The organism is Actinacidiphila rubida (genome assembly GCF_900110255.1).
GTDB classification, from domain to species: domain Bacteria; phylum Actinomycetota; class Actinomycetes; order Streptomycetales; family Streptomycetaceae; genus Actinacidiphila; species Actinacidiphila rubida.
In genome coordinates, this window is sequence record NZ_FODD01000007.1 from 19,424 (window position 1) to 39,565 (window position 20,142).

9 protein-coding genes are annotated in these 20,142 nt (G+C 74.3%); 1 reads left to right on the forward strand and 8 read right to left on the reverse strand.

What is annotated here, in order from left to right:
* Positions 1–195: 195 nt before the first annotated feature.
* Positions 196–5,151 carry an NAD-glutamate dehydrogenase gene (locus BMW99_RS08775; protein ID WP_069465451.1) on the forward strand — a complete coding sequence of 1,652 codons (4,956 nt, stop codon included), beginning with the start codon at positions 196–198 and terminating at the stop codon, positions 5,149–5,151.
* Between the two features lie 114 nt (positions 5,152–5,265).
* On the opposite strand, the gene BMW99_RS08780 is transcribed toward BMW99_RS08775, so the two are convergent.
* The 8 genes from BMW99_RS08780 to BMW99_RS08815 form a co-directional block, all read right to left on the reverse strand.
* Positions 5,266–7,419, reverse strand: coding sequence for a serine/threonine-protein kinase (locus tag BMW99_RS08780; protein ID WP_245791310.1), 2,154 nt, complete (start codon positions 7,417–7,419; stop codon positions 5,266–5,268).
* Between the two features lie 263 nt (positions 7,420–7,682).
* A complete protein-coding gene (locus tag BMW99_RS08785) occupies positions 7,683–9,275 on the reverse strand; it encodes a hypothetical protein (protein WP_107451609.1) in 1,593 nt (530 codons plus the stop codon).
* Positions 9,263–11,305 (reverse strand): hypothetical protein, encoded by a 2,043-nt coding sequence (locus BMW99_RS08790; RefSeq protein WP_075016568.1) that lies wholly within the window; start codon positions 11,303–11,305, stop codon positions 9,263–9,265. Before BMW99_RS08790 ends, BMW99_RS08785 begins: the two co-directional genes overlap by 13 nt.
* A gap of 300 nt (positions 11,306–11,605) precedes the next feature.
* Entirely contained in the window at positions 11,606–12,532 is a 927-nt protein-coding gene (locus BMW99_RS08795) for a carbohydrate ABC transporter permease (RefSeq protein WP_069465642.1), read from the reverse strand.
* A complete protein-coding gene (locus tag BMW99_RS08800) occupies positions 12,529–13,914 on the reverse strand; it encodes a carbohydrate ABC transporter permease (RefSeq protein ID WP_079138757.1) in 1,386 nt (461 codons plus the stop codon). Before BMW99_RS08800 ends, BMW99_RS08795 begins: the two co-directional genes overlap by 4 nt.
* Positions 13,915–13,920: 6 nt before the next feature.
* The gene (locus BMW99_RS08805) at positions 13,921–15,354 is read right to left on the reverse strand and encodes an ABC transporter substrate-binding protein (RefSeq protein ID WP_079138756.1); all 1,434 of its coding nucleotides are present in this window, start codon (positions 15,352–15,354) and stop codon (positions 13,921–13,923) included.
* A gap of 148 nt (positions 15,355–15,502) precedes the next feature.
* Positions 15,503–15,934, reverse strand: coding sequence for a hypothetical protein (locus BMW99_RS08810; protein WP_069465640.1), 432 nt, complete (start codon positions 15,932–15,934; stop codon positions 15,503–15,505).
* 85 nt (positions 15,935–16,019) lie between these two features.
* Positions 16,020–19,754, reverse strand: a complete 3,735-nt coding sequence (locus BMW99_RS08815) for an FtsK/SpoIIIE domain-containing protein (RefSeq protein WP_075016569.1) — start codon at positions 19,752–19,754, stop codon at positions 16,020–16,022.
* Between the last annotated feature and the right edge of the window lie 388 nt (positions 19,755–20,142).

Below are 20,142 nucleotides of genomic sequence, written 5' to 3' on the forward strand. Positions count from 1 at the left end.
ACAGGCACCCCGGCCGGAGCGATAGCCTTGCTGGCGTGATCACTGTTGATCCGTGCACCCGGGGCGAATGCGTGCTTAAGGGCGCGACGAACCCCTTTTCCGGCATAGCGTCGTCCCGTAGCGGAAACCCCGCGTCGCGGTACGTCGTGCCATCACCCGACGTCACGCAATGGCGCGCGACAGGAGTCAGAGGACATGCAGACCAAGCTGGACGAAGCCAAAGCCGAGCTGCTGGAGCGGGCAGCGCGGGTCGGTGAGAACAGCCCGGCGGGGGGACTTCCCGGCCAGGGCCTCGACACAGAGGCGCTGACCGCGTTCCTCAAGTGCTACTACCTGCACACCGCTCCCGAGGACATGGTGGACCGCGATCCGGTCGACGTCTTCGGGGCCGCGGTCTCGCACTACCGCCTCGCGGAGAACCGCCCCCAGGGCACCGCGAACGTCCGGGTGCACACCCCGACGGTCGAGGAGAACGGCTGGCAGAGCACTCACACCGTGGTGGAGGTCGTCACCGACGACATGCCGTTCCTCGTCGACTCGGTCACCAGCGCCCTCACCCAGGCGAACCGTGCCATCCACGTCGTCGTCCACCCGCAGATCCAGGTCCGCCGCGACGTCGCGGGCAAGCTGCTGGAGGTCATCGGGACCGCGGCGTGCGGCCCCGACGAGGAGCAGCTGCCGCACGACGTGTTCGTCGAGTCCTGGATCCACGTGGAGATCGACCGCGAGACGGACCGCGCGGACCTCAAGGAGATCAGCTCCGACCTGCGGCGCGTCCTCTCCGACGTGCGCGAGTCCGTCGAGGACTGGGCGAAGATGCGCCAGGCCGCGCTGTCCATCGCCGACGAGCTGGCCGCCACCCCGCCGCCGCTGGCGAAGCAGGAGACCGGCGAGGCGTGGGAGCTGATGCGCTGGCTGTCGGAGGACCACTTCACCTTCCTCGGCTACCGCGAGTACGAGCTGATCACCGAGCCCGGCACCGACGGCGACGAGGACGTGCTGGTGGCCGTCCCCGGCACCGGCCTGGGCATCCTGCGTTCCGACCCAGTGCACCCCGACGCCGACAGCACCCACCCGGGGCACCCCAACTCGCCCTCGTTCAGCAGGCTGTCGCCGGACTCCCGGGCCAAGGCGCGCGAGCACAAGCTGCTGATCCTCACCAAGGCCAACAGCCGCTCCACCGTGCACCGCCCGTCGTACCTGGACTACGTGGGCGTCAAGAAGTTCGACGCCGAGGGCAATGTGATCGGGGAGCGCCGCTTCCTCGGCCTGTTCTCCTCCGCCGCCTACACCGAGTCGGTGCGCCGGGTGCCGGTCATCCGCCGCAAGGTCGAGGAGGTGCTCGACGGCGCCGGCTTCTCCCCGGACAGCCACGACGGCCGCGACCTGCTGCAGATCCTCGAGACCTACCCGCGCGACGAGCTGTTCCAGACGCCCGTCGACCAGCTGCGCGCCATCGTCACGAGCGTGCTGTACCTCCAGGAGCGCCGCAAGCTGCGGCTCTACCTCCGGCAGGACGAGTACGGGCGCTACTTCTCCGCGCTGGTCTACCTGCCGCGTGACCGCTACACCACCGCGGTGCGGCTGCGTCTGACGAACATCCTCCAGGAGGAACTGGGCGGCCACAGCGCCGACTTCACCGCCTGGAACACCGAGTCGGTGCTGTCCCGGCTGCACTTCGTGATCCGGGTCGACCCCGGCACCCCGCTGCCGGTGATCACCGACGCCGACGTGGAGCGGATCGAGGGCCGGCTGTCGGAGGCCACCCGTTCGTGGACGGACGGCTTCATCGAGGCGCTGACCGCCGAGTGCGGCGAGGAGCGTGCCGCGGAGCTGACCCGCCGCTACGCCGAGGCGTTCCCCGACGGCTACCGTTCCGACTTCTCGCCGCGCGCCGCCGTCGCCGACCTCCAGCACATCGAGAGCCTGGGCCCCGACGACTTCACGCTCAGCCTCTACGAGCCCGTCGGCGCCTCGCCCGAGGAGCGCCGGTTCAAGATCTACCGCACGGGCGCGCCCGTGTCGCTGTCCGCGGTGCTGCCGGTGCTGCAGCGCCTGGGCGTCGAGGTGGTCGACGAGCGCCCCTACGAGCTGCGCCGCACCGACAACACACGCGCCTGGGTGTACGACTTCGGCCTGCGCCTGGACCCGGCGCTCGGCGACCTCGGGGACGACGCCCGCGAGCGCTTCCAGGAGGCCTTCGCCGCCACCTGGACCGACCGCGCGGAGAACGACGGCTTCAACTCCCTGGTCCTGCGCGCCGGTCTGGACTGGCGGCAGGCGATGGTGCTGCGCGCCTACGCCAAGTACCTGCGGCAGGCCGGCTCCACCTTCAGCCAGGACTACATGGAGGACACCCTCCGCAACAACGTCCACACCACGCGGCTGCTGGTCAACCTGTTCCAGGCGCGGCTGTCCCCGGACCACCAGCGGGCCGGCAGCGAGCTGACCGACGGCATCCTGGAGGAGCTGGGTGGCGCCCTCGACCAGGTCGCGAGCCTCGACGAGGACCGCATCCTGCGGTCGTTCCTCACCCTGATCAAGGCGACGCTGCGCACCAACTTCTTCCAGCGCAACGACGAAGGCCGGCCGCACGCCTACCTGTCGATGAAGTTCGACCCGCAGGCGATCCCGGACCTGCCGGCGCCCCGCCCGGCGTACGAGATCTGGGTGTACTCGCCGCGCGTCGAGGGCGTGCACCTGCGGTTCGGCAAGGTCGCCCGAGGCGGCCTGCGCTGGTCCGACCGCCGTGAGGACTTCCGCACCGAGGTGCTCGGCCTGGTCAAGGCACAGATGGTGAAGAACACCGTCATCGTGCCGGTCGGCGCCAAGGGCGGCTTCGTCGGCAAGCGGCTGCCCGACCCGGCCGCGGACCGCGACGCGTGGCTGGCCGAGGGCATCGCCTCGTACAAGACCTTCATCTCCGGCCTGCTGGACATCACCGACAACCTGGTGGCCGGGGAGGTCGTCCCGCCCAAGGACGTGGTCCGGCACGACGAGGACGACACCTACCTGGTGGTCGCCGCGGACAAGGGCACCGCGTCGTTCTCCGACATCGCCAACGAGGTCGCCGTCTCCTACGGGTTCTGGCTCGGCGACGCGTTCGCCTCCGGCGGCTCGGTGGGCTACGACCACAAGAAGATGGCCATCACGTCGTCCGGCGCGTGGGAGTCGGTCAAGCGGCACTTCCGCGAGACGGGCCACAACACGCAGGAAGAGGACTTCACCGTCGTCGGCATCGGCGACATGTCCGGCGACGTGTTCGGCAACGGCATGCTGCTGTCGGAGCACATCCGGCTGGTGGCCGCCTTCGACCACCGGCACATCTTCATCGACCCGCACCCCGACGCGGCCACCTCGTACGCCGAGCGCCGCCGGATCTTCGAGCTGCCGCGCTCCTCGTGGGCGGACTACGACACCTCGCTGATCTCCTCCGGCGGCGGCGTCTTCCCGCGCTCCGCCAAGGCCATCCCGATCAACTCGCAGATCCGCGCGGCCCTCGGCATCGAGTCCACCGCGCCGAAGATCACCCCCGCCGAGCTGATGAAGGCGATCCTGCAGGCCCCCGTGGACCTGCTGTGGAACGGCGGCATCGGCACGTACGTGAAGGCGTCGAGCGAGTCGCACACCGACGTCGGCGACAAGGCCAACGACGCGATCCGCATCGACGGGTCGCAGTTGCGGGTCAAGGTGGTCGGCGAGGGCGGCAACCTGGGCTTCACGCAGCTCGGGCGGATCGAGTTCGCGCGGTCCGGCGGCCCCGACGGCACCGGCGGCCGGATCAACACCGACGCGATCGACAACAGCGCCGGTGTGGACGCCTCCGACCACGAGGTCAACATCAAGATCCTGCTCAACAGCGTGGTCGCCGACGGCGACATGACCACCAAGCAGCGCAACACCCTCCTCGCGGAGATGACCCACGAGGTCGGCGACCTGGTGCTGCGCAACAACTACGCGCAGAACGTGGCGCTGGCCAACAGCATGGCGCAGGCGCCCAGCCTGCTCCACGCCCACCAGCGGTTCATCCGCCGGCTGGTGCGCGAGGGCAAGCTGGACCGGGGGCTGGAGTTCCTGCCCAGCGACCGGCAGATCCGCGAGCGGTTCGCCGCGGGGCAGGGCCTCACGCAGCCCGAGATGGCGGTGATCCTCGCCTACGCCAAGATCACCGTCGCCGCCGAGCTGATCGAGACCGACCTGCCCGACGACCCGTACCTGCGCTCGCTGCTGCACGCCTACTTCCCGGTGCCGCTGCGGGAGCGCTTCGCCGAGGCGATCGACACCCACGCGCTGCACCGCGAGATCGTCACGACCGTGCTGGTCAACGACTCGATCAACAGCGGCGGCAGCACGTTCCTGCACCGGTTCAAGGAGGAGATCGGCGCCACCACCGACGAGATTGTGCGGGCGCACACCGCCGCCCGCGCCATCTTCCGCCTCGGCCCGATCTGGGACGAGGTGGAGGCCCTCGACAACGTGGTGCCCGCCGACGTGCAGACCCGCATCCGGCTGCACGCCCGGCGGCTGGTGGAGCGCGCCACCCGCTGGCTGCTCAACAACCGCATGCAGCCGCTGCAGATCGGCGAGACCATCGAGTTCTTCTCGGAGGGCGTCGCCACGGTCTGGGCCCAGCTGCCGAAGCTGCTGCGGGGCGCGGACCTGGAGTGGTACCAGTCGGTGCACGACGAGCTGACCGGGGCGGGGGTCCCGGAGGAGCTGGCCACGCAGGTGTCGGGCTTCTCGGCGGCGTTCCCGATCCTCGACGTCGTCGACGTCGCCCACCGCGCCGGCACCACTCCGCTGGACGTCGCCGAGGTCTACTACGACCTGGCGGACCGGCTGCAGATCACCCAGCTGCTCGACCGGATCATCCAGCTGCCGCGCGACGACCGGTGGCAGTCGATGGCCCGCGCGGCGATCCGCGAGGACCTGTTCGCGGCGCACGCGGCGCTCACCGCCGACGTGCTGGGCGCCGGGAAGCCCGGGGCGAGCCCCGAGCAGCGCTACCAGGCGTGGGAGGAGCTGAACTCCGGGCTGGTCGGCCGGGCCCGCACGACCCTGGAGGAGATCCAGGGCGCGGAAGAGTTCGACCTGGCGAGCCTGTCGGTGGCGATGCGGACGTTCCGCACGCTGCTGCGCACGCACCGCTGAGCAAGGCACGCGCCGCGTGAGAAGCGAAGGGGGCGGGCCGCACACCGTACGGTGTGCGGCCCGCCCCCTTCGCCTGAGCGGGTCATGCGGGTCACGCGCGGGCGGGCGGAGCGGTCAGCCGGAGCCCGGGGACGGCGTCTCGCCGCCCGGCATCCGCCACACCGTCAGCAGCGCGGTGTAGCCGGGCATCCCGCTTCCGCTCCCGCTGTCGTCGGGCTTGGTCTCGCCGGTGATCTGCAGCATGGCCAGGTTGCCGTCGGTCGTGACCGTGCACAGCACCGAGCCCTTGGTGAAGTACGTGTCCTTGTCCAGGTCGTCCTTCGAGATGGTGCCGGGCAGCGCGTCCGCGCCGACGCCCTCGCGGCACGCCTCGTAGGTCGTGCCGTCCGACTTGCCGAACGTGGACAGGAAGCGCATCGAGCTGTCGCCCCAGTCCTGGTACTCGATCTCGTAGCCGTCCGTGTCGCCGATCTCCGCGTTGGGGGCGGCGGTGGCGTGGTCGAGGTCGACGTGCGTGCCGCTGTTCCAGGCAGGCGGGCGCAGCACGAACTTGCGGTTCTGGAAGAGGAGTTGTGGATCGCCGGTGGCGGTGGGCGTCGCCGGGGTGGTCGGCGCGTCCCCGGCCGGCACACCCGTGCCGGTGGTGGCAGGCGCCTGCGTGGGGGGGTGCGTCGTGCGCGGCCCGGACGCCGTGCCGGTGCCGCCGCTCGCGGCGTCGCGCCCGTCCGCGCCCGAGCCGCTGCTGCCGCCCTGGCGGGCGAGCGCCCAGGTCAGGGTCACGGCCAGCACCAGTGCGATGACCATGCCGCCGACGACGAGGACCTTGCGGGCCGTGCCGTTCGGACCTGCCGTGCCGTTCGGAGCGGCGGTGTCGTGACCGGGCGGTTCCGGCTGTCCGGGCCGGCCCGTCTGCCCGCTCCAGCCGGCCGGCGGCGGGGCACTCGGGTCCTGGGGACCCGTGTACCCCGTGTGCTCCGCGGGCCCGGGCGGATACGCCTGGAAGGACGTCCCCGGCCCGTACGCCTGCGACGGCCCGGTCCCGTACCCCTGCGGTGTCCCCGGGGACGCCGCGGGCGGCACCACGGGCGGACGGGCCGGCGGCGCCCCGGCCGCACCCCCGCCCCCGGCTGCCGCTCCCGCCGCACCCGCTGCCGCTCCCGCGGCCCCCGCACTCGCCGCGCCCGCTCCGCCCACCGAAGGTGGCCGGTCCGGCGGCGCCGGGACCGTGGGCGGCACGTCCGGCACCGTCGGGCCCGCCACCTGGCCGGTCCGCCCGGCCGTCGCCGCCGTCCCGTCCGCGCCCTCCGGTTCCGGAGGCGCCGCCGCGGCCGCCTCGCGCACGGCGATGTCCGCGGCCACGGCCGCCGGAAGCCAGCCGGTGAACTCCCGCAGCGGCCGCCCCGCCGCCTGCTCGCACAGTTCCGCGAGCTGCGCGGGGGAGGGGCGGTCGGCCGGTTCCGCGGTCAGGCAGCGTTCGAGCAGCGGGCGCAGCGCGTCGGGGTAGCCGGACAGGTCCGGCGGCCGTATCGCGGTGTTGGCGATCTTCGTGGCGAGGGTGATCGCCCCGGCCGTCCCGTACGGGTGGCGGCCGGTGGCCGCGACGGCCGCGATCAGGCCCAGCGAGAACAGGTCGCTGGCCGGCGTCAGGTCGAGCCCGTTGGCGTGCTCCGGCGACATGAACTGCGGGGTGCCGATGAGCCCGCCGCTGCGGGTGATCTGCGTGGAGTCCGCGGCACGCGCGATGCCGAAGTCGATCACCCACGGCCCGTTCGCCGCCAGCAGGATGTTGCTGGGCTTCAGGTCGCGGTGGATGACGCCGCCGGCGTGCACCGCGCGCAGCGCCTCGGCGGTGCAGCCCACGAGTTGCAGCACCGCGGGCAGGGGCAGCGGGCCGTGCCGGGCCAGCGCCTCGTCCAGCGGCATCCCGGGCACGTACGTGGTGGCCAGCCACGGCTGGCCGCCGGTGGTGTCGTGGTCGACGACCGGCACCACGTGGAAGCCCTGCACCCGCCGCGCGGCCAGCACCTCCTGCTGGAACCGCCGCCGGAACTCCTCGTCCTGCGCGTACTCGCGCCTGATCACCTTCAGCGCGACGGGCTGGCCGCCGCGCGTGTGGGAGAGGTAGACGGTGCCCATGCCGCCCTCGCCGATCCGGGCGAGCAGCCGGTACCCGGCCTGGTCGCGCGGGTCCTGCGGGCCAAGCGGCTGGAGCGGACTGGCGTCATCGTGGCTGGCGATCTCGGCACCCCCCGGTAGGCGAACGGGCACGATGCTATCCGTGCGCCCCGCACGGCTCGCCCGATGGTCCCCAACTCGTCGCCGAACCAACGGAGTTCCGTGACATGCCCGCCGCCGGGCCGCAACGGCGCCGAGGCTCCGGCCCCGGACCCGTGTGCGTCCGAGCCCGACGCCTGCCCCGTTCGGCGGGCTCCGCCACCCCGCGCGCGGCCGCCGAGCGGGCCGGACCCGCCTGCCCCTCGGCCGGACGACCGCCCCGCGCCTGTCCCAAGTACCGCCCCGTGCACCTCCGTTCAGGCCGAGGCGGCGGGACGCAGGCGGACCAGTGTCTCGCCGGAGGACGGGCTGCGGGCGGCGATCGTGCCTTCGTAGGAGACGTGTTCGCCGCGGGAGAGGAGGAGCCAGCGGACGTCGTAGCGGTGGACGACCGCTCGGCGGGCGGCTGCCGAGGTGTGGGGGTCGAAGTACGAACTGACGGCGACCGAGCGGCGGTTGCGGTCGGTGACGGTGGTCGACGGGTCGGGCCAGGCGGGCCAGACGGTGTAGACGCCGAACGCGGGGAGGATGTGCGAGGACTCGTAGCCGTCGGTCAGCAGCACGTCCCCGGCCGGCACGCGGTCGGCGACCCACCGGTAGTCGTGCCAGGTCGGGGGCCGGGTGAGGGCCGGCAGCACCGCGCGCGGCAGCACCGATCCGACCTGGGTGACGAACGCGAAGCCCAGCGCCGCCGCGGTCAGCGGGACCAGCGCGGCGCGCAGCCGCGTCCACGGCGGGATCTCCGCCAGCTCCACGGCCAGCGCGAACTGCAACGGGACGAGGAGCAGCGCGAACACCCGTCCGTAGGTGTAGTGGCCGCTGAGCCAGCCGTACCCGGCGATCGCGCAGTCCGCGCCGAACATCAGCACCAGCGGGTCCCGCCCTCCCCGCCGCGCCCGCAGGGCCAGCGCCGGCAGCCCGGTGAGCGCCAGGCCGTACCAGGGCAGCAGTTGCTCGTAGAGCCTGCGGTGCACGGCGTCCACCGTGGTGTCGCCGGCAAGCGCGAACACGTCGAAGTACGGCCAGGCGGCGGCGACGCTGAGCGCCACGGCCAGGGTGAGGCCCCAGCACGCCGCGGTCCACCGCGTCCAGCGCCGCTGCCGGGCCACGACGGTGGCCGCCACGCCGCTGGCCGCCGCGAGCGCGGTGATCGGGTGGATCAGCAGCAGCGTGCCGCCGAGCGCGCCGAGCCCGGCGTGCGCCCACCACCCGCCGCCGCGCCGCACCACCCGGTCGGTCCACGCCCACAGCAGGAACGTCAGGCCGACGGCGAACGTGCTCGGGTACGGCGCGACCTGCGACAGCGAGGCCAGACCGCAGAACCCGCTCCAGAACTCCGGCTGCCAGCCCCACAGCAGGGTGAACGCCGCCAGCGCGTACACCGGCGCGAGCGGGCGCCTGCTGAGCGTGTGCGCGTACACGCCGACGCCGGCGACGAGCACCGCCAGGTTCAGCAGGCCGCTCCAGCGCAGCGCGACCCACGCCGCGGTGCCGGTGGCCTTCGCCGCGAAGCCCAGGGCCACCAGGTACGGCGAGAAATAGGGGCTGCCGAGGCCCGGTTCCCGGATGACCGGGTTCGCGGGGTGGCGCCAGTTCTCGCTGATCCGCGCGACGGCGGCCGCGTTCTGCCCGAAGTCGCCGCCGATCGGGGTGTGGAAGACCACGATCGCCAGCACCAGCCAGAACCCGGTGCCGCACACCAGGTACGGCGCGTGCCGCCGCAGGGCGGCGCCGATCCGCACCCGGCCCAGGGCCGCGACCGGGCGCCCCGGGCCGAACGTCCCGGGCGTGGCGCCCGGTGTGCGCGGCGTCCCGGGCGGGCCCGGCCGGCCCGCGGTCAGCCGCGGCACAGCGCACGCTCCGCCTGGACCGGGTCGGCGGGGAAGCGGAACGTGGTGCGCGTCCAGGAGCCGCGCAGGTTCCGCCAGAACAGCCCGGGCGTCATCGGCGCCCGGACCGAGTGCTGGAGTTCGGCCAGAGGTCCGCAGCTCAGGGCGTGCCGGGCCGCCTGCACGCGCCGCGCGTCGAAGCCGGCGGGCAGCGGCGTGCCCGGGTCGGTGTAGTCGGCGACGATCCAGGCCGGGTCGAGTCCCCGCCCGTGGCCGGACCGGCCGCCGGTGCCGCCCGCGGCCCGCTCCTGGTGGGCGGCGAGCGGATAGGCCAGGCCGAGCGGGTCGACGGAGGTGGCGTCGAGGGGTGTGACGATGCCGTTGTAGCCGAGGAGCGGGTAGCTGCCGGCGAGGCGGGTGCGGAAGCGGGCGGCGAGCGGCAGGGACACGAACCGGCTGCCGCCGGCGGGGGTCTGCAGCAGCAGGACGGGACGGCCGGCGCTCTCGGCGGCGAGTTCGGCCGGCAGCAGCGGGGTGACCTGGCGGACGTGCGCGTACTCGGTGACCGGGTGCGGGCCCGCGGCCGACACGGTGGAGGCCCGCTGCTCGTCGACGATCGGATAGAGGCCGCCGCTGGTCGCGGCGGGCCGGCACAGCAGCGCGCACAGCACCGCCCAGACCGCGACGGCCGTCGCGCCCGCGCCGGTCAGGCGGTTGAGCGGCACCGCGCACAGCGGCAGCATGAGCAGCAGCAGGCCGGGCAGCAGCATCCGGCCGTGCATGGCGTCGCCGCCGGCCCGGCACACATACAGCCACGACAGCAGTCCGGCGACGGGCGGGGCCAGCAGTTCGGGGCGCAGCATCCGGCGGGGGGCCTGCACGGCGACGACGGCGAGCACGGCCAGCGGCACCCACAGCCGGTAGGGGCCGGCGAAGTCGGTGAGGTAGGCCAGGCCGCGACCCCACATCGCGCGGCCGGCCTCCCCGGCGAGATCCGGCAGCGGGACGAGCACCCCGTAGTAGCCGGCGCGGAAGACCTCGTACACGGCGGGCAGCGCGACGGCGGCCGCGAGCAGTCCGGCGCCGCGCAGCACTCCCGGACGCAGCACGGCGATCAGGGCGATCAGGAACACGACGCTGACCAGGCCGAGTTCGGGCCTGACCAGCGGGCCGAGGCCGATGACGGCGGCGGCGTACGTCCGCCGGCGCCCGGCCCCGGCCCCGGCGCCGCTCCTCGCCTCACTCGTCGTCCCACTCCTTGCCGCACCCCGCGCGTCACCGTTCGCGCCGCCTTCCGCGCCGCCTCGCGCGGGGGCCGCACCGGCGGGGGCGACGCCGGGGCCCGGGAAGCCGCCGCCGCTGATGCCGAGAGCGGTCCCGGGGCCGGCCGAGGCGGCGGCGCGGACCAGGCGGCCGGCGGCGTGCACGTCCTGCGCGCCGCGCTGACGTGCCGGTGCGCGGGCCCGTTCTGGTCGCCGCGGGCCGGGAGTCGTGCCGGCCGGCTGCGTTCCGCGGGCCGCCACCAGATACCACCAGGCCAGTGCGATCCAGCCGGTGGTCAGGCCGCTCTCCAGACCTGAGGACGCGTAGTCCCAGTCGGCCTTGACGGCCAGCAGCACGGCCATCCCCACCGGCAGCAGGGGTGCGGTGGTCAGGGGGCGGACGGCTCTGCGCGCGGCCGACATGGCGAGCGCGTATCCCGCGCCGGTGAACAGCACCCCGAGCCAGACGGCGACGAGCGACGGGTCCTTGCCGGAGGCGTACGTGCACGCCGCGAGCAGCCACTGCCAGAGCGCGCCGGTGGACGCCTCCGCGCGCTCGCCGACGTTGAACACCGGGCCGTGGCCGGCCAGGATCTCGCGGACGGTGCGGGTGTAGATCATGCCGTCGTCGCCGACCCAGCGCTGCCGCCAGCCGAGCACCGTCACGGCCACGGCGGGGACACCCACGATCAGGGCCTCGCGCAGCCGGCCGCCCAGCAGCAGCACGCTGCCGGCCCGGCCGGTGAGCCAGGGTCGTCGCGACCCCGGGGCCAGATCGTGCGATGTCATGACAACTCCTGATTCCTGCGGTTGCGGAATCAGCGTGCCAAAGGGTCATCTCATGATCAGGTCCGCCACGCGGGTGGCGGCGCGGGGCGTAGACCACCTGGCAGAGTGGCGCACCTCGCGGCGGCCGCCCGGCAAGCAGGGCCGCGCCCCGCCGGCAGCCGGCAGCAGTGCGTGGGCGGGCAGCAGAGCGTGGGCGGACAGCGGAAAGCGGGGGCGCCGCGCTGCCCCGGCGCCCCCGCCGTCCCGCGCGGGCGGCCTGCGCCGCCCCGCCTTGCCGGCCCGGTGGGCCTGAAGTGCCGCCTACTTGACCGCGCCGGCCATCACGCCGGACACGAACTGCCGCTGGAACGCGAAGAACACCGCCAGCGGGATCACCATCGAGACGAACGCGCCGGGCGCGAGGATGTCGATGTTGTTGCCGAACTGCCTGACCTGCTGCTGGAGCGCCACGGTGATCGGCTGCGAGTCGCTGTTGGTGAAGATCAGCGCCACCAGCATGTCGTTCCACACCCACAGGAACTGGAAGATGCCGAGCGAGGCGATCGCCGGGCCGCCCAGCGGCATCACCACCCGCGTGAACAGCCGCAGCTCACCGGCGCCGTCCAGCCGCGCGGCCTCCAGCAGTTCTCGGGGGATCTCCGCGAAGAAGTTCCGCAGCAGGAAGATCGCGAAGGGCAGGCCGAACGCGGTGTGGAAGAGCACCACGCCGGAGATGTCCCCGAAGATGCCCAGGTCGCCGAAGAGCTTCGCGACCGGCACCAGCGCCACCTGCACCGGGACGACGAGCAGCGCCACCACGACCAGGAACCACCAGTCCCGGCCGGGGAAGTCCATCCACGCGAAGGCGTAGCCGGCCAGGGAGCCGATCACCACCACCAGCAGTGTGGCCGGCACGGTGATCAGCACGGTGTTCCACAGCGAGTCGGTGATCGCGCTGTTGCTCAGCAGCGTGTGGTAGTTGGCGGCGGTCAGCTGCGACGGCGAGGTGAACACCTTCCACCAGCCGCTCGCCGTGATGTCCGTCGGCGAGCGGAGGCTGGACAGCAGCAGGCCCACCGTCGGCAGCAGCCAGAACAGCGCCACCACCAGCAGGAAGATCCGCAGCACGCCGCTGCCGGCGCGTTCGGCCAGGCGGCCGGCGAGACCGCGGCGCCGCCGCCCCGCGCCGACGGCCGTCACGGGTACGGGGGCGGTGACCGCACCGCCGGTGGTCGCGTCCGCGCTCATCGCCGTCCCTCCCTGCGCAGCCGGCGGATGTTGACGATCATCACCGGCAGCACGAGCAGCAGCAGGATCACGCCGATCGCGCTGCCGACGCCCTGGTCGTTGCCGCCGCCGAACGACGACAGGTACAGCTGCAGCGCCAGCACGTTGGCGTTCTCCTGGGTCTGGCCGGGCGCGATGATGTAGACGAGGTCGAAGATCTTGAGCACGTTGATCATCAGCGTGACCATGACGACGACCAGGACGGGTGCCAGCAGCGGCACGGTGATCCGGCGGAACACCTGCCACTCGTTGGCGCCGTCCACCCGCGCCTGCTCCAGCAGTTCCCGCGGCACGCCGGCCAGGCCCGCCGCGATGAGCACCATCGCGAAGCCCGCCCACATCCACACGTAGCTGGCGATGATCGACGGCGTCACCAGGTTCGGGCCGAGCCAGTCGATGCCGTTGTACTTCCCGGAGAAGTTCGAGGCGGGCAGCCGCAGTTGGGCGCCGGCCGCGGAGCCGGGCAGCTGATAGGTGCCGTCCTTGCCGGACGTCGCCGAGGCCACCACCTTGCCGCCCTTGACCGCCTGGACCCGCACCCCCGACAGCGCCTTCTCCCCGGGATCGATCACCCCGGGCCTGCCGGTGCCGCCGGGCCGGAAGTCCAGCCACACCGTGCCGGTCACCGCGTCCGGCTTCGTCGCCGCGGGCCTGGCCTGCTGGGCGCCGGCCGGCAGCTTGTTCTGCGGGATGCCCACCAGCGGCAGGTCGGCCGGCGTGCCCACCGACGCCGTGGACTTCGAGGTGTACGAACCTCCGGCGGTCGGCGCCAGATCGCCGTTGGGCCGCGGCCGGGCGCCCGGATAGGCCGCGTTGCTGGTGAACGTGTCGTGCACGGCCACCACCACCGCGTTGGCCACCCCGCGTGACGGGTCCTGGTCGTACACCAGCCGGAAGATGATGCCGGCGGCGAGCATCGAGATCGCCATCGGCATGAAGACGACCAGCTTGAACGCCGTTCCCCAGCGCACCCGTTCGGTGAGCACCGCGAACACCAGGCCCAGCGCGGTCGCCACCGTCGGCGCGACCACCACCCAGATCGCGTTGTTGCGCACCGCGGTGAGGATGCCGTGGTCGCTGAAGACCGTGCCGAAGTTCTTCAGGCCGACGAAACCGCTGCCGTCGGCGTCGTACAGGCTGCGGTGGACGGTGAAGACGATCGGGTAGACCACCAGCGCGCCCAGCAGGACCAGTGCGGGCAGCAGGAACAGTGCCGCCACCCACGGCGGCGTGCCCATGATGCTGCGGCGGGGACGCGCGCCGGGCCCCTTCACGGGACCCGGCGCGACCGGGGCGGCGGCGGTGCCGCCGCCCCCCGCCCCCGGCAGGGAGGCGTCAGCCATCCGCCCTCAGCCCCCGTACGCCTTGGCCGCGTCCGCCTCCAGCTTCGCCTGCGCTCCGGCGATGTCGGACGGCTTGGCGAGGAAGTCCTGGAGGTCCTTCCACTCGCCCTGGCCCTTCGTGCCGCCGAAGGCCGCCGGAGCCTGGTCCGACATGTCGAACCGGAAGTCGTCGCCGGACTGGATGAGCGCCTTGGCGATGTTCCGCTGCACGTCGTCCGGGTACGCCGAGAGGTCCAGCGACTTGTTCGGCGACAGGTAACCGCCGCCCTGCGCCCAGATCTTGGCCGCGTCCGTCGAGCCGATGAAGGTCAGCAGCGCCTGCGCGCCGGGGGAGTCCTTCATCGCCACCGCGACGTCGCCGCCGCTGACCACCGGCGCCTTGCCGCTGCCGACCGCGGGGAACGGGAACACCTTGGCGTCGGTGCCGACCTTCGCCTTGGTGTTGCCGGAGATGAACGCGGAGACGAAGTCGCCCTCGTAGACCATCGCGGCCGGGGTGCTGCCGGTGAACACCTGGGTGACCGACTTCGGGAAGTCGGCCGCCAGCGCGCCCTGCTGCCCGCCCGCGATGAGGTCCTTGTTGCCGAACAGCTGCGCCAGTGTGGTCAGCGCCGTCTTCACCGACGGGTCCGTCCACTTGACGGTGTGCGCGGCGAGCTTGTCGTACATGTCCGGCCCGGCCTGCGAGAGATAGACGTTCTCGAACCAGTCGGTGAGCGTCCACCCGTCGGCACCGCCGATGGAGACGGCGGGCGTGCCCGACTCGAAGACGGTCTCCGCGGTCTTCAGGAAGTCCGCCCACGTCTTCGGCTCGGTGGCCCCCGCGTTGGCGAACGCCGCCGCGTTGTACCAGATCAGCGACTTGTTGGAGACCTTCGCGTAGATGCCGTACTGCTTGCCCTTCCACGCGCCGAGCTTCTGCCAGCCAGGGGAGAAGTTCGCGGTCAGCTGCGCCTGCGCCTGGGCGCCCAGCGGCTTGACCCACCCCTTGTCGGCGAACTGGTGGAGCACGCCGTTCTGCGCGAGGAAGGCGACGTCCGGCGGGGCACCGCCCTCGATCTTCGTGCCGAGGAACGTCGACTGGCTGTCGCCGGTCGGCACGTAGGAGGTCTTCGCGCCGGTGCGCCTGTCGAACTCCTTGAGCACCTTCATGAAGTTGGCCTGCTCGGGGCCGGTCCACACGGCCGCCACCTCGAGCTTCTGGCCGTGCAGGTCGGGCAGTTGGAGCGAGGAGCCACTGCCGCTCGCCGAGGTGGACGGCGAACTCGAACTCCCCCCGCTCTTCTTGCCGTCGCCGCTGCCGCCCCCGCACGCGGCGGCGGTCAGCGCGAGCGCGGACGCCGCGACCGCGGCAAGCGCTATGCGCGTAGTGCGGCGCACGGTACGGCGCGCCGCATGTGTCTCGAAGGTGCTGTCCTTGCTCGTGTTTAACGAAAGCATCTGGCCATCCCCTCAGTCCCGTGGCGTCTGTCCTACGCCCGGGTGAACGGCGCTCGCAAGGGCGCACACAGCGGGGTGACAGGGATCGTGACCATGCCGTGATCTTGGCTCAAACCCGTTTCCGTCCGGCTCGCGTCCCGGACTCGTCCTACGCGGGGCCGAGTTGCGCAGGCGGGGCCGCGTCCCGCCTGTCCTCGACGTGCACGACGCGCAGTTCGGTGCCGTCGCGGTGGCGCTTGGCGCGTCCGAACAGGCCGACGGCGATGTTTCTGTGGTCCTCGGCCTCCTCGGCCTCCTCGACCTCCTCGGGCGCGACGTAGGTCAGCACGTCCGGATGGTCGCCGGTCACCGCCCATCCGCCGGCCGTCCCGAGGTCGACCACCCCGAAGTCCCCGGCCGCGGAGCCGACGTGCACCGGCCCGAACGTCCGCATGATCGCCACGGCCTGCTCGCCCAGATCCCCCTCCGGGGCGGTCAGGACGACACAGGTGCCGTGTGCGAACAGCACCCAGGAGGCGCGCGGGTCAAGCAGGACACGTCGCCAGACGGCGATCAGCATCTCGGAGTTCACACCGGTCATGATGGCGCGCCACTGACACCGCGAACACGGTGGACACCGCCGGCCGCCGGTACCTGCCGGTGCCGGCGGCGGCGCCGAACCGTCGCTAGCGGCGGGCGTCTTCCTGCGGGGATTCGGCGGCGCGCTGGAGGGCGCTGGCCAGCAGGGCCAGGTCGGTGGGGCCGTTGCCGAGCTCGCGGACCTGGCGGCGGGCCGGCGGGTCGCCCATCCGCTCCCACTCCAGCGGGACGACGGTCGGACGCAGCGTCGCGGTGCGGGGGATGCGGGCGCTGACGCGCGCGCCCTGGAACAGCGTGACCCCGCCGCCGGGACGGCGCAGATACCCCCGTCCGGGGAGGGCGTCGTCCAGGCCCGCCGGGTCCTCCACGGACACCAGCAGCGCCGCCGACTCCGGGTCCGGCATCCGCAACGCGACGCGCAGCCGGGCCCGTTCGTCCGCCTCGGTGCCCTCCGTGCGCTCCGGGCGCCCGGTCGACGCCACGAGGTGGACGCCCAGCCGTTCGCCGTCCCGGGCGACCGCCTCCAGGGCGCGCACCACGCTGCCCGCGGCCGGCCGGCCCGGACTGCCGAGGCCCGGCGCGACCAGGGCGTCGAAGTCGTCGACCAGCACCACCAGGCGCGGCATCGCGGGCTGTGCGGCCCGCTCCCGCCGCGCGCCCGTCCCGTCGTCCCCGTCGTCCCCGTCGCGCTCGTCGTCCCCGCCGCCCGCCGCATCCGAGTCGGCATCGGCGGGCTTCTCCCGCACGGAAGGGCTCAACGGGTGCGCGGATCCTGCCGGTTGTGTCGCGGCCGCCGCGACGGCCTGCCCGGCGTGCCAGGCCGCGAAGTCCTGCTCGCCCAGCACCTCCGCGCGCCGCTTCAGCTCCGCGGTCAGGCCCTGCGCGAACTCCCGCATCCGCAGCGGGTCGGAGGCCACCAGGCGCGTCGCCACATGCGGCAGGTCGGCGCACGCGGCCAGCCCCTCGCCGCGCTCGCCGCCGGCGCCGTCCACCAGCACCAGCGCCAGCCGTTCCGGGCGTTCGCCCGCCGCCAGCGCCGCCGCCAGCGACCGCAGCAGCTCCGTCTTGCCCGCGCCCGGCGCACCGCCGACCATCGCGTGCGGGCCCTCCGCGACCAGGTCGACCGCGACCCGGCCCGCCGCGCCCTGCCCGAGGACCGCACGGGCCCCGGCGGCCGCGGTCGCGGCGGTCGCCGCCTCCGCCCAGCGCGCGCCGATCTTCGCCGGGGTGGCCAGTGCCAGGTCGAGCTCGTCGAGCAGCCGGACGGTGGCCGGCAGCGCGTTGCGGGACCGCGGTGTCTCGGCGTCGGTCTCCCGCAGCGGGGCCAGCGCCCGCGCGAAGTGCTCCGCCCAGTCCGCCGACACCGCGTCCAGCACGACCTCGTCCGGCAGCGGCAGCCGGTCGCCCGGTACCCGGTGCCCGGGCCGCTCGATGTGCAGGGTCGTGGCGACGTCGCCCGACAGCCGGGCCACCGCGCCGCTCCCGATCGCCGGCTGCTCCCCGGCCTCGGCCAGGCACAGCACGTGCACGCCCGCCGACGGCCCGGCCACCGCGATGCGCCCGAGGGCGTCCCGCAGCGCCGCGGAACCCGGGTCGCCGTCCGCCACCACGAGGGTGAACGGTCCCTCGTACGCGGCGGTCGCCGCCGTCACCGCGTCCTGGGGCGCCACCGCCCAGGACGTGCCCAGCGGCCCGTCCTCCACACGGCGCGCCAGTTCGGCTATCCGGGCCTGTGCCTGCTCGCGGTCGTACGCGAGCAGCAGCCGGCAGTCCTGGCCGTGCCCGGGGCGCAGGTGCGGCAGCCAGTTCAGCCAGGACCACTCCTCGGTGCGCTGGTCGGCGCTGCGCGCGCGGTCGGCGCTGAGCAGCACGACCTCCAGGGCCGCGGGCGCGTGCAGGGCGCAGAGCTGGGCGAGCACGGCCCGCGCGAGGCCCGTCATCCGCGGCCGCGGGCCGGACAGGGTCAGCGCGGCCGTCTCCGGCGCCCTCAGGTCGACCGTGAACGGCACGGACGGGAGGCGGCGGGTGCCGTCCTCCGACATGAGCTCGGCGGTGCCCAGGCGGACGGTCAGCGCGTCCGGGTGCGCCGCGTCGCGCTCCCACAGGCGGCGCCCGGGGCCGAGCGCGGTCAGCAGGACCGTCGCCGGGTCCGGCCAGCGCTCGCGCAGCGCCTCGGCCTCGCCGCTGTCCGCGGGGTCCGCGGCGGCGCGGCCGGGGGCCAGCCGGCGCCGCGCCCAGGCGCTTATGGCGCCCACCGGCCCGCCGCTTCTGGCCCGGCCCGCCTCGACCGCGCGCGTGCCGCGGGAGCGCTCCCCGGTGGCCCTGCGCCGCTCGCCGCCGTCCTGGCCGGAAGTCCCACCAGCGCCACCGGTGACGCCCGTGCCGCCGGCCGTGCCCGGCGCGGCGGCTTCCGCGGCCTGCGTCCAGCCCGCGCGGCCGGCGTGCGTCACGGTCTCGGCGAACCCGTCGGAGGATCCGGCGGCCTGGCGGGGGAGGGACGGGTGGGTGCCGGGGTCGCCGGGGCCGCCCGGACGTGAGGCGCCGGGGCCCGAGTCGCCGGAGCCGCCCGGCGCGCGCGAGCCGCCCGCGCCCGGGGTCTCGCCGGCCTCCCGCCGGGGAGCGGGGACCTGCCCGCCGGAGCCGCCCCGCGGCGCCCCGCCGCCGAGCCGGTCCGCGGGCGCGCCGCCGGGCACGGCGGAGATCGATCCGGTCGTGAGCCGCGCGGACCCGGCCGCGCCCGACGACGCCCGCTGCCCGGGGACGCCGTACGAGGCCGGCGGACCCTCGGGCATCGGCGGAAGGCCGGGCGCGCCGCCGGCCGACCCCGCCGCGGGCACGCCGCCGGCCGGGTCGGTCTGCGCGAACAGCCCGTAGCGGGTCGCGGCGTGCGGTTCCTCCACGCGGCCCTCGTGGTCGACCTGGTCCGCCCGCTCAGCACGGTCGACGCCGTCACCCCGGCCCGCGTGGTCGCCGTCGTCGCCGCGGCCGCCACCTCCGCCGCGGCCTTCGCTGCCTGCGCCGCTCTCCTGCGCGGAGTGCGTGGAGTGCTGGGGTCGGTCGTGCCCGGCCGTACCGCCGGAGGGCTCGGGACCGGCCGGCGCGGCGGTGTGGGCCGGCCACGGCAGCGACACGCGCAGGTGCCCGTCCCCGTCGGGCTGCGAGGCGAGCACGGGCGGGACCGCGGAGTGTGCCGCGTCCAGCCGCAGCGTGGACTCGCCGATCTGCAGCAGGGCCCCCGGCGGGAAGGGCTGCGGGCGCGGACCGAGCGCCTCCCCGTCGAGCATGGTGCCGTTGGTGGAGTCGAGGTCGTGGACGGTGACCTGGCCGTCCGCGCCGACCGCGACCTCGCAGTGCAGCCGGGAGACGTCCGGGTCGTCGAGCGGGACGTCCGCGTCCGCGGAGCGGCCGACACGCGCCTGGCCGCCCTGCAGCAGGTGCACGCCGCCCGCGTCGGGCCCGCCCACCACGTGCAGCCTGGCCAGTTCCGCGGGCGGAGCGCCGTACTGCCCGAACCTGCCGTAGCGGCCGTGGTCGCCCTGCTGCTCGGCGGGGGCGTGCAGCGACAGCAGCGCGCCGTCGACCAGCGGGGGCGCGCCCAGCACGGCCGTCGGGGAGAGCCGCTGGGTGCCCGCGTACAGGGCCACCGAGGTGCTCGCGGACCGTCCGCCCTGCTGCGCGGAGCCGGCCGCGGAGGCCAGCGCGCCCGCGACGGTGCCCAGCTCGGTGCCCTCAGGCGCCGTGATGAGCACGTCACAGCGCCCGGCAGGGGAGAGCCTCGTCCGGCCGCCGCGCGGCCCGAGGACGGTCAGCCGGATCTGCATCTCGCCCGCGGTCCCTTCTCGCCGGGCCCGGGCGGGCGTCCGGGGCAGTCCTCCCCGGCCGCGCACGGGCGCGTCGTACAAGCGTTCACCCTTACACGCACAACTCAAGCACGGAGGGCGGGAAGTGAGGTGCCCCGTCCGGCCGTACGGATGCATCCTCCCACCCGGCGCCCACAGGATGTGGCCGGTACCACCCTGGGTGATCTTGCCCGGATCGTTCCCCGGTGCTCTCGGGCACCGCGGGAGTCCGCGAAGTTGCGGCGGCCGTCGTTTTCCGCCCGGTTCGGCGCGGTTCGCGACCGCGGCGGGGCCGGCCTGCGGCGGAGTGCCGCCGGTCACGGTCGGGACCCTGACCGGAATCGATCGCCTGCCCGCGGCGTTCCCGGGG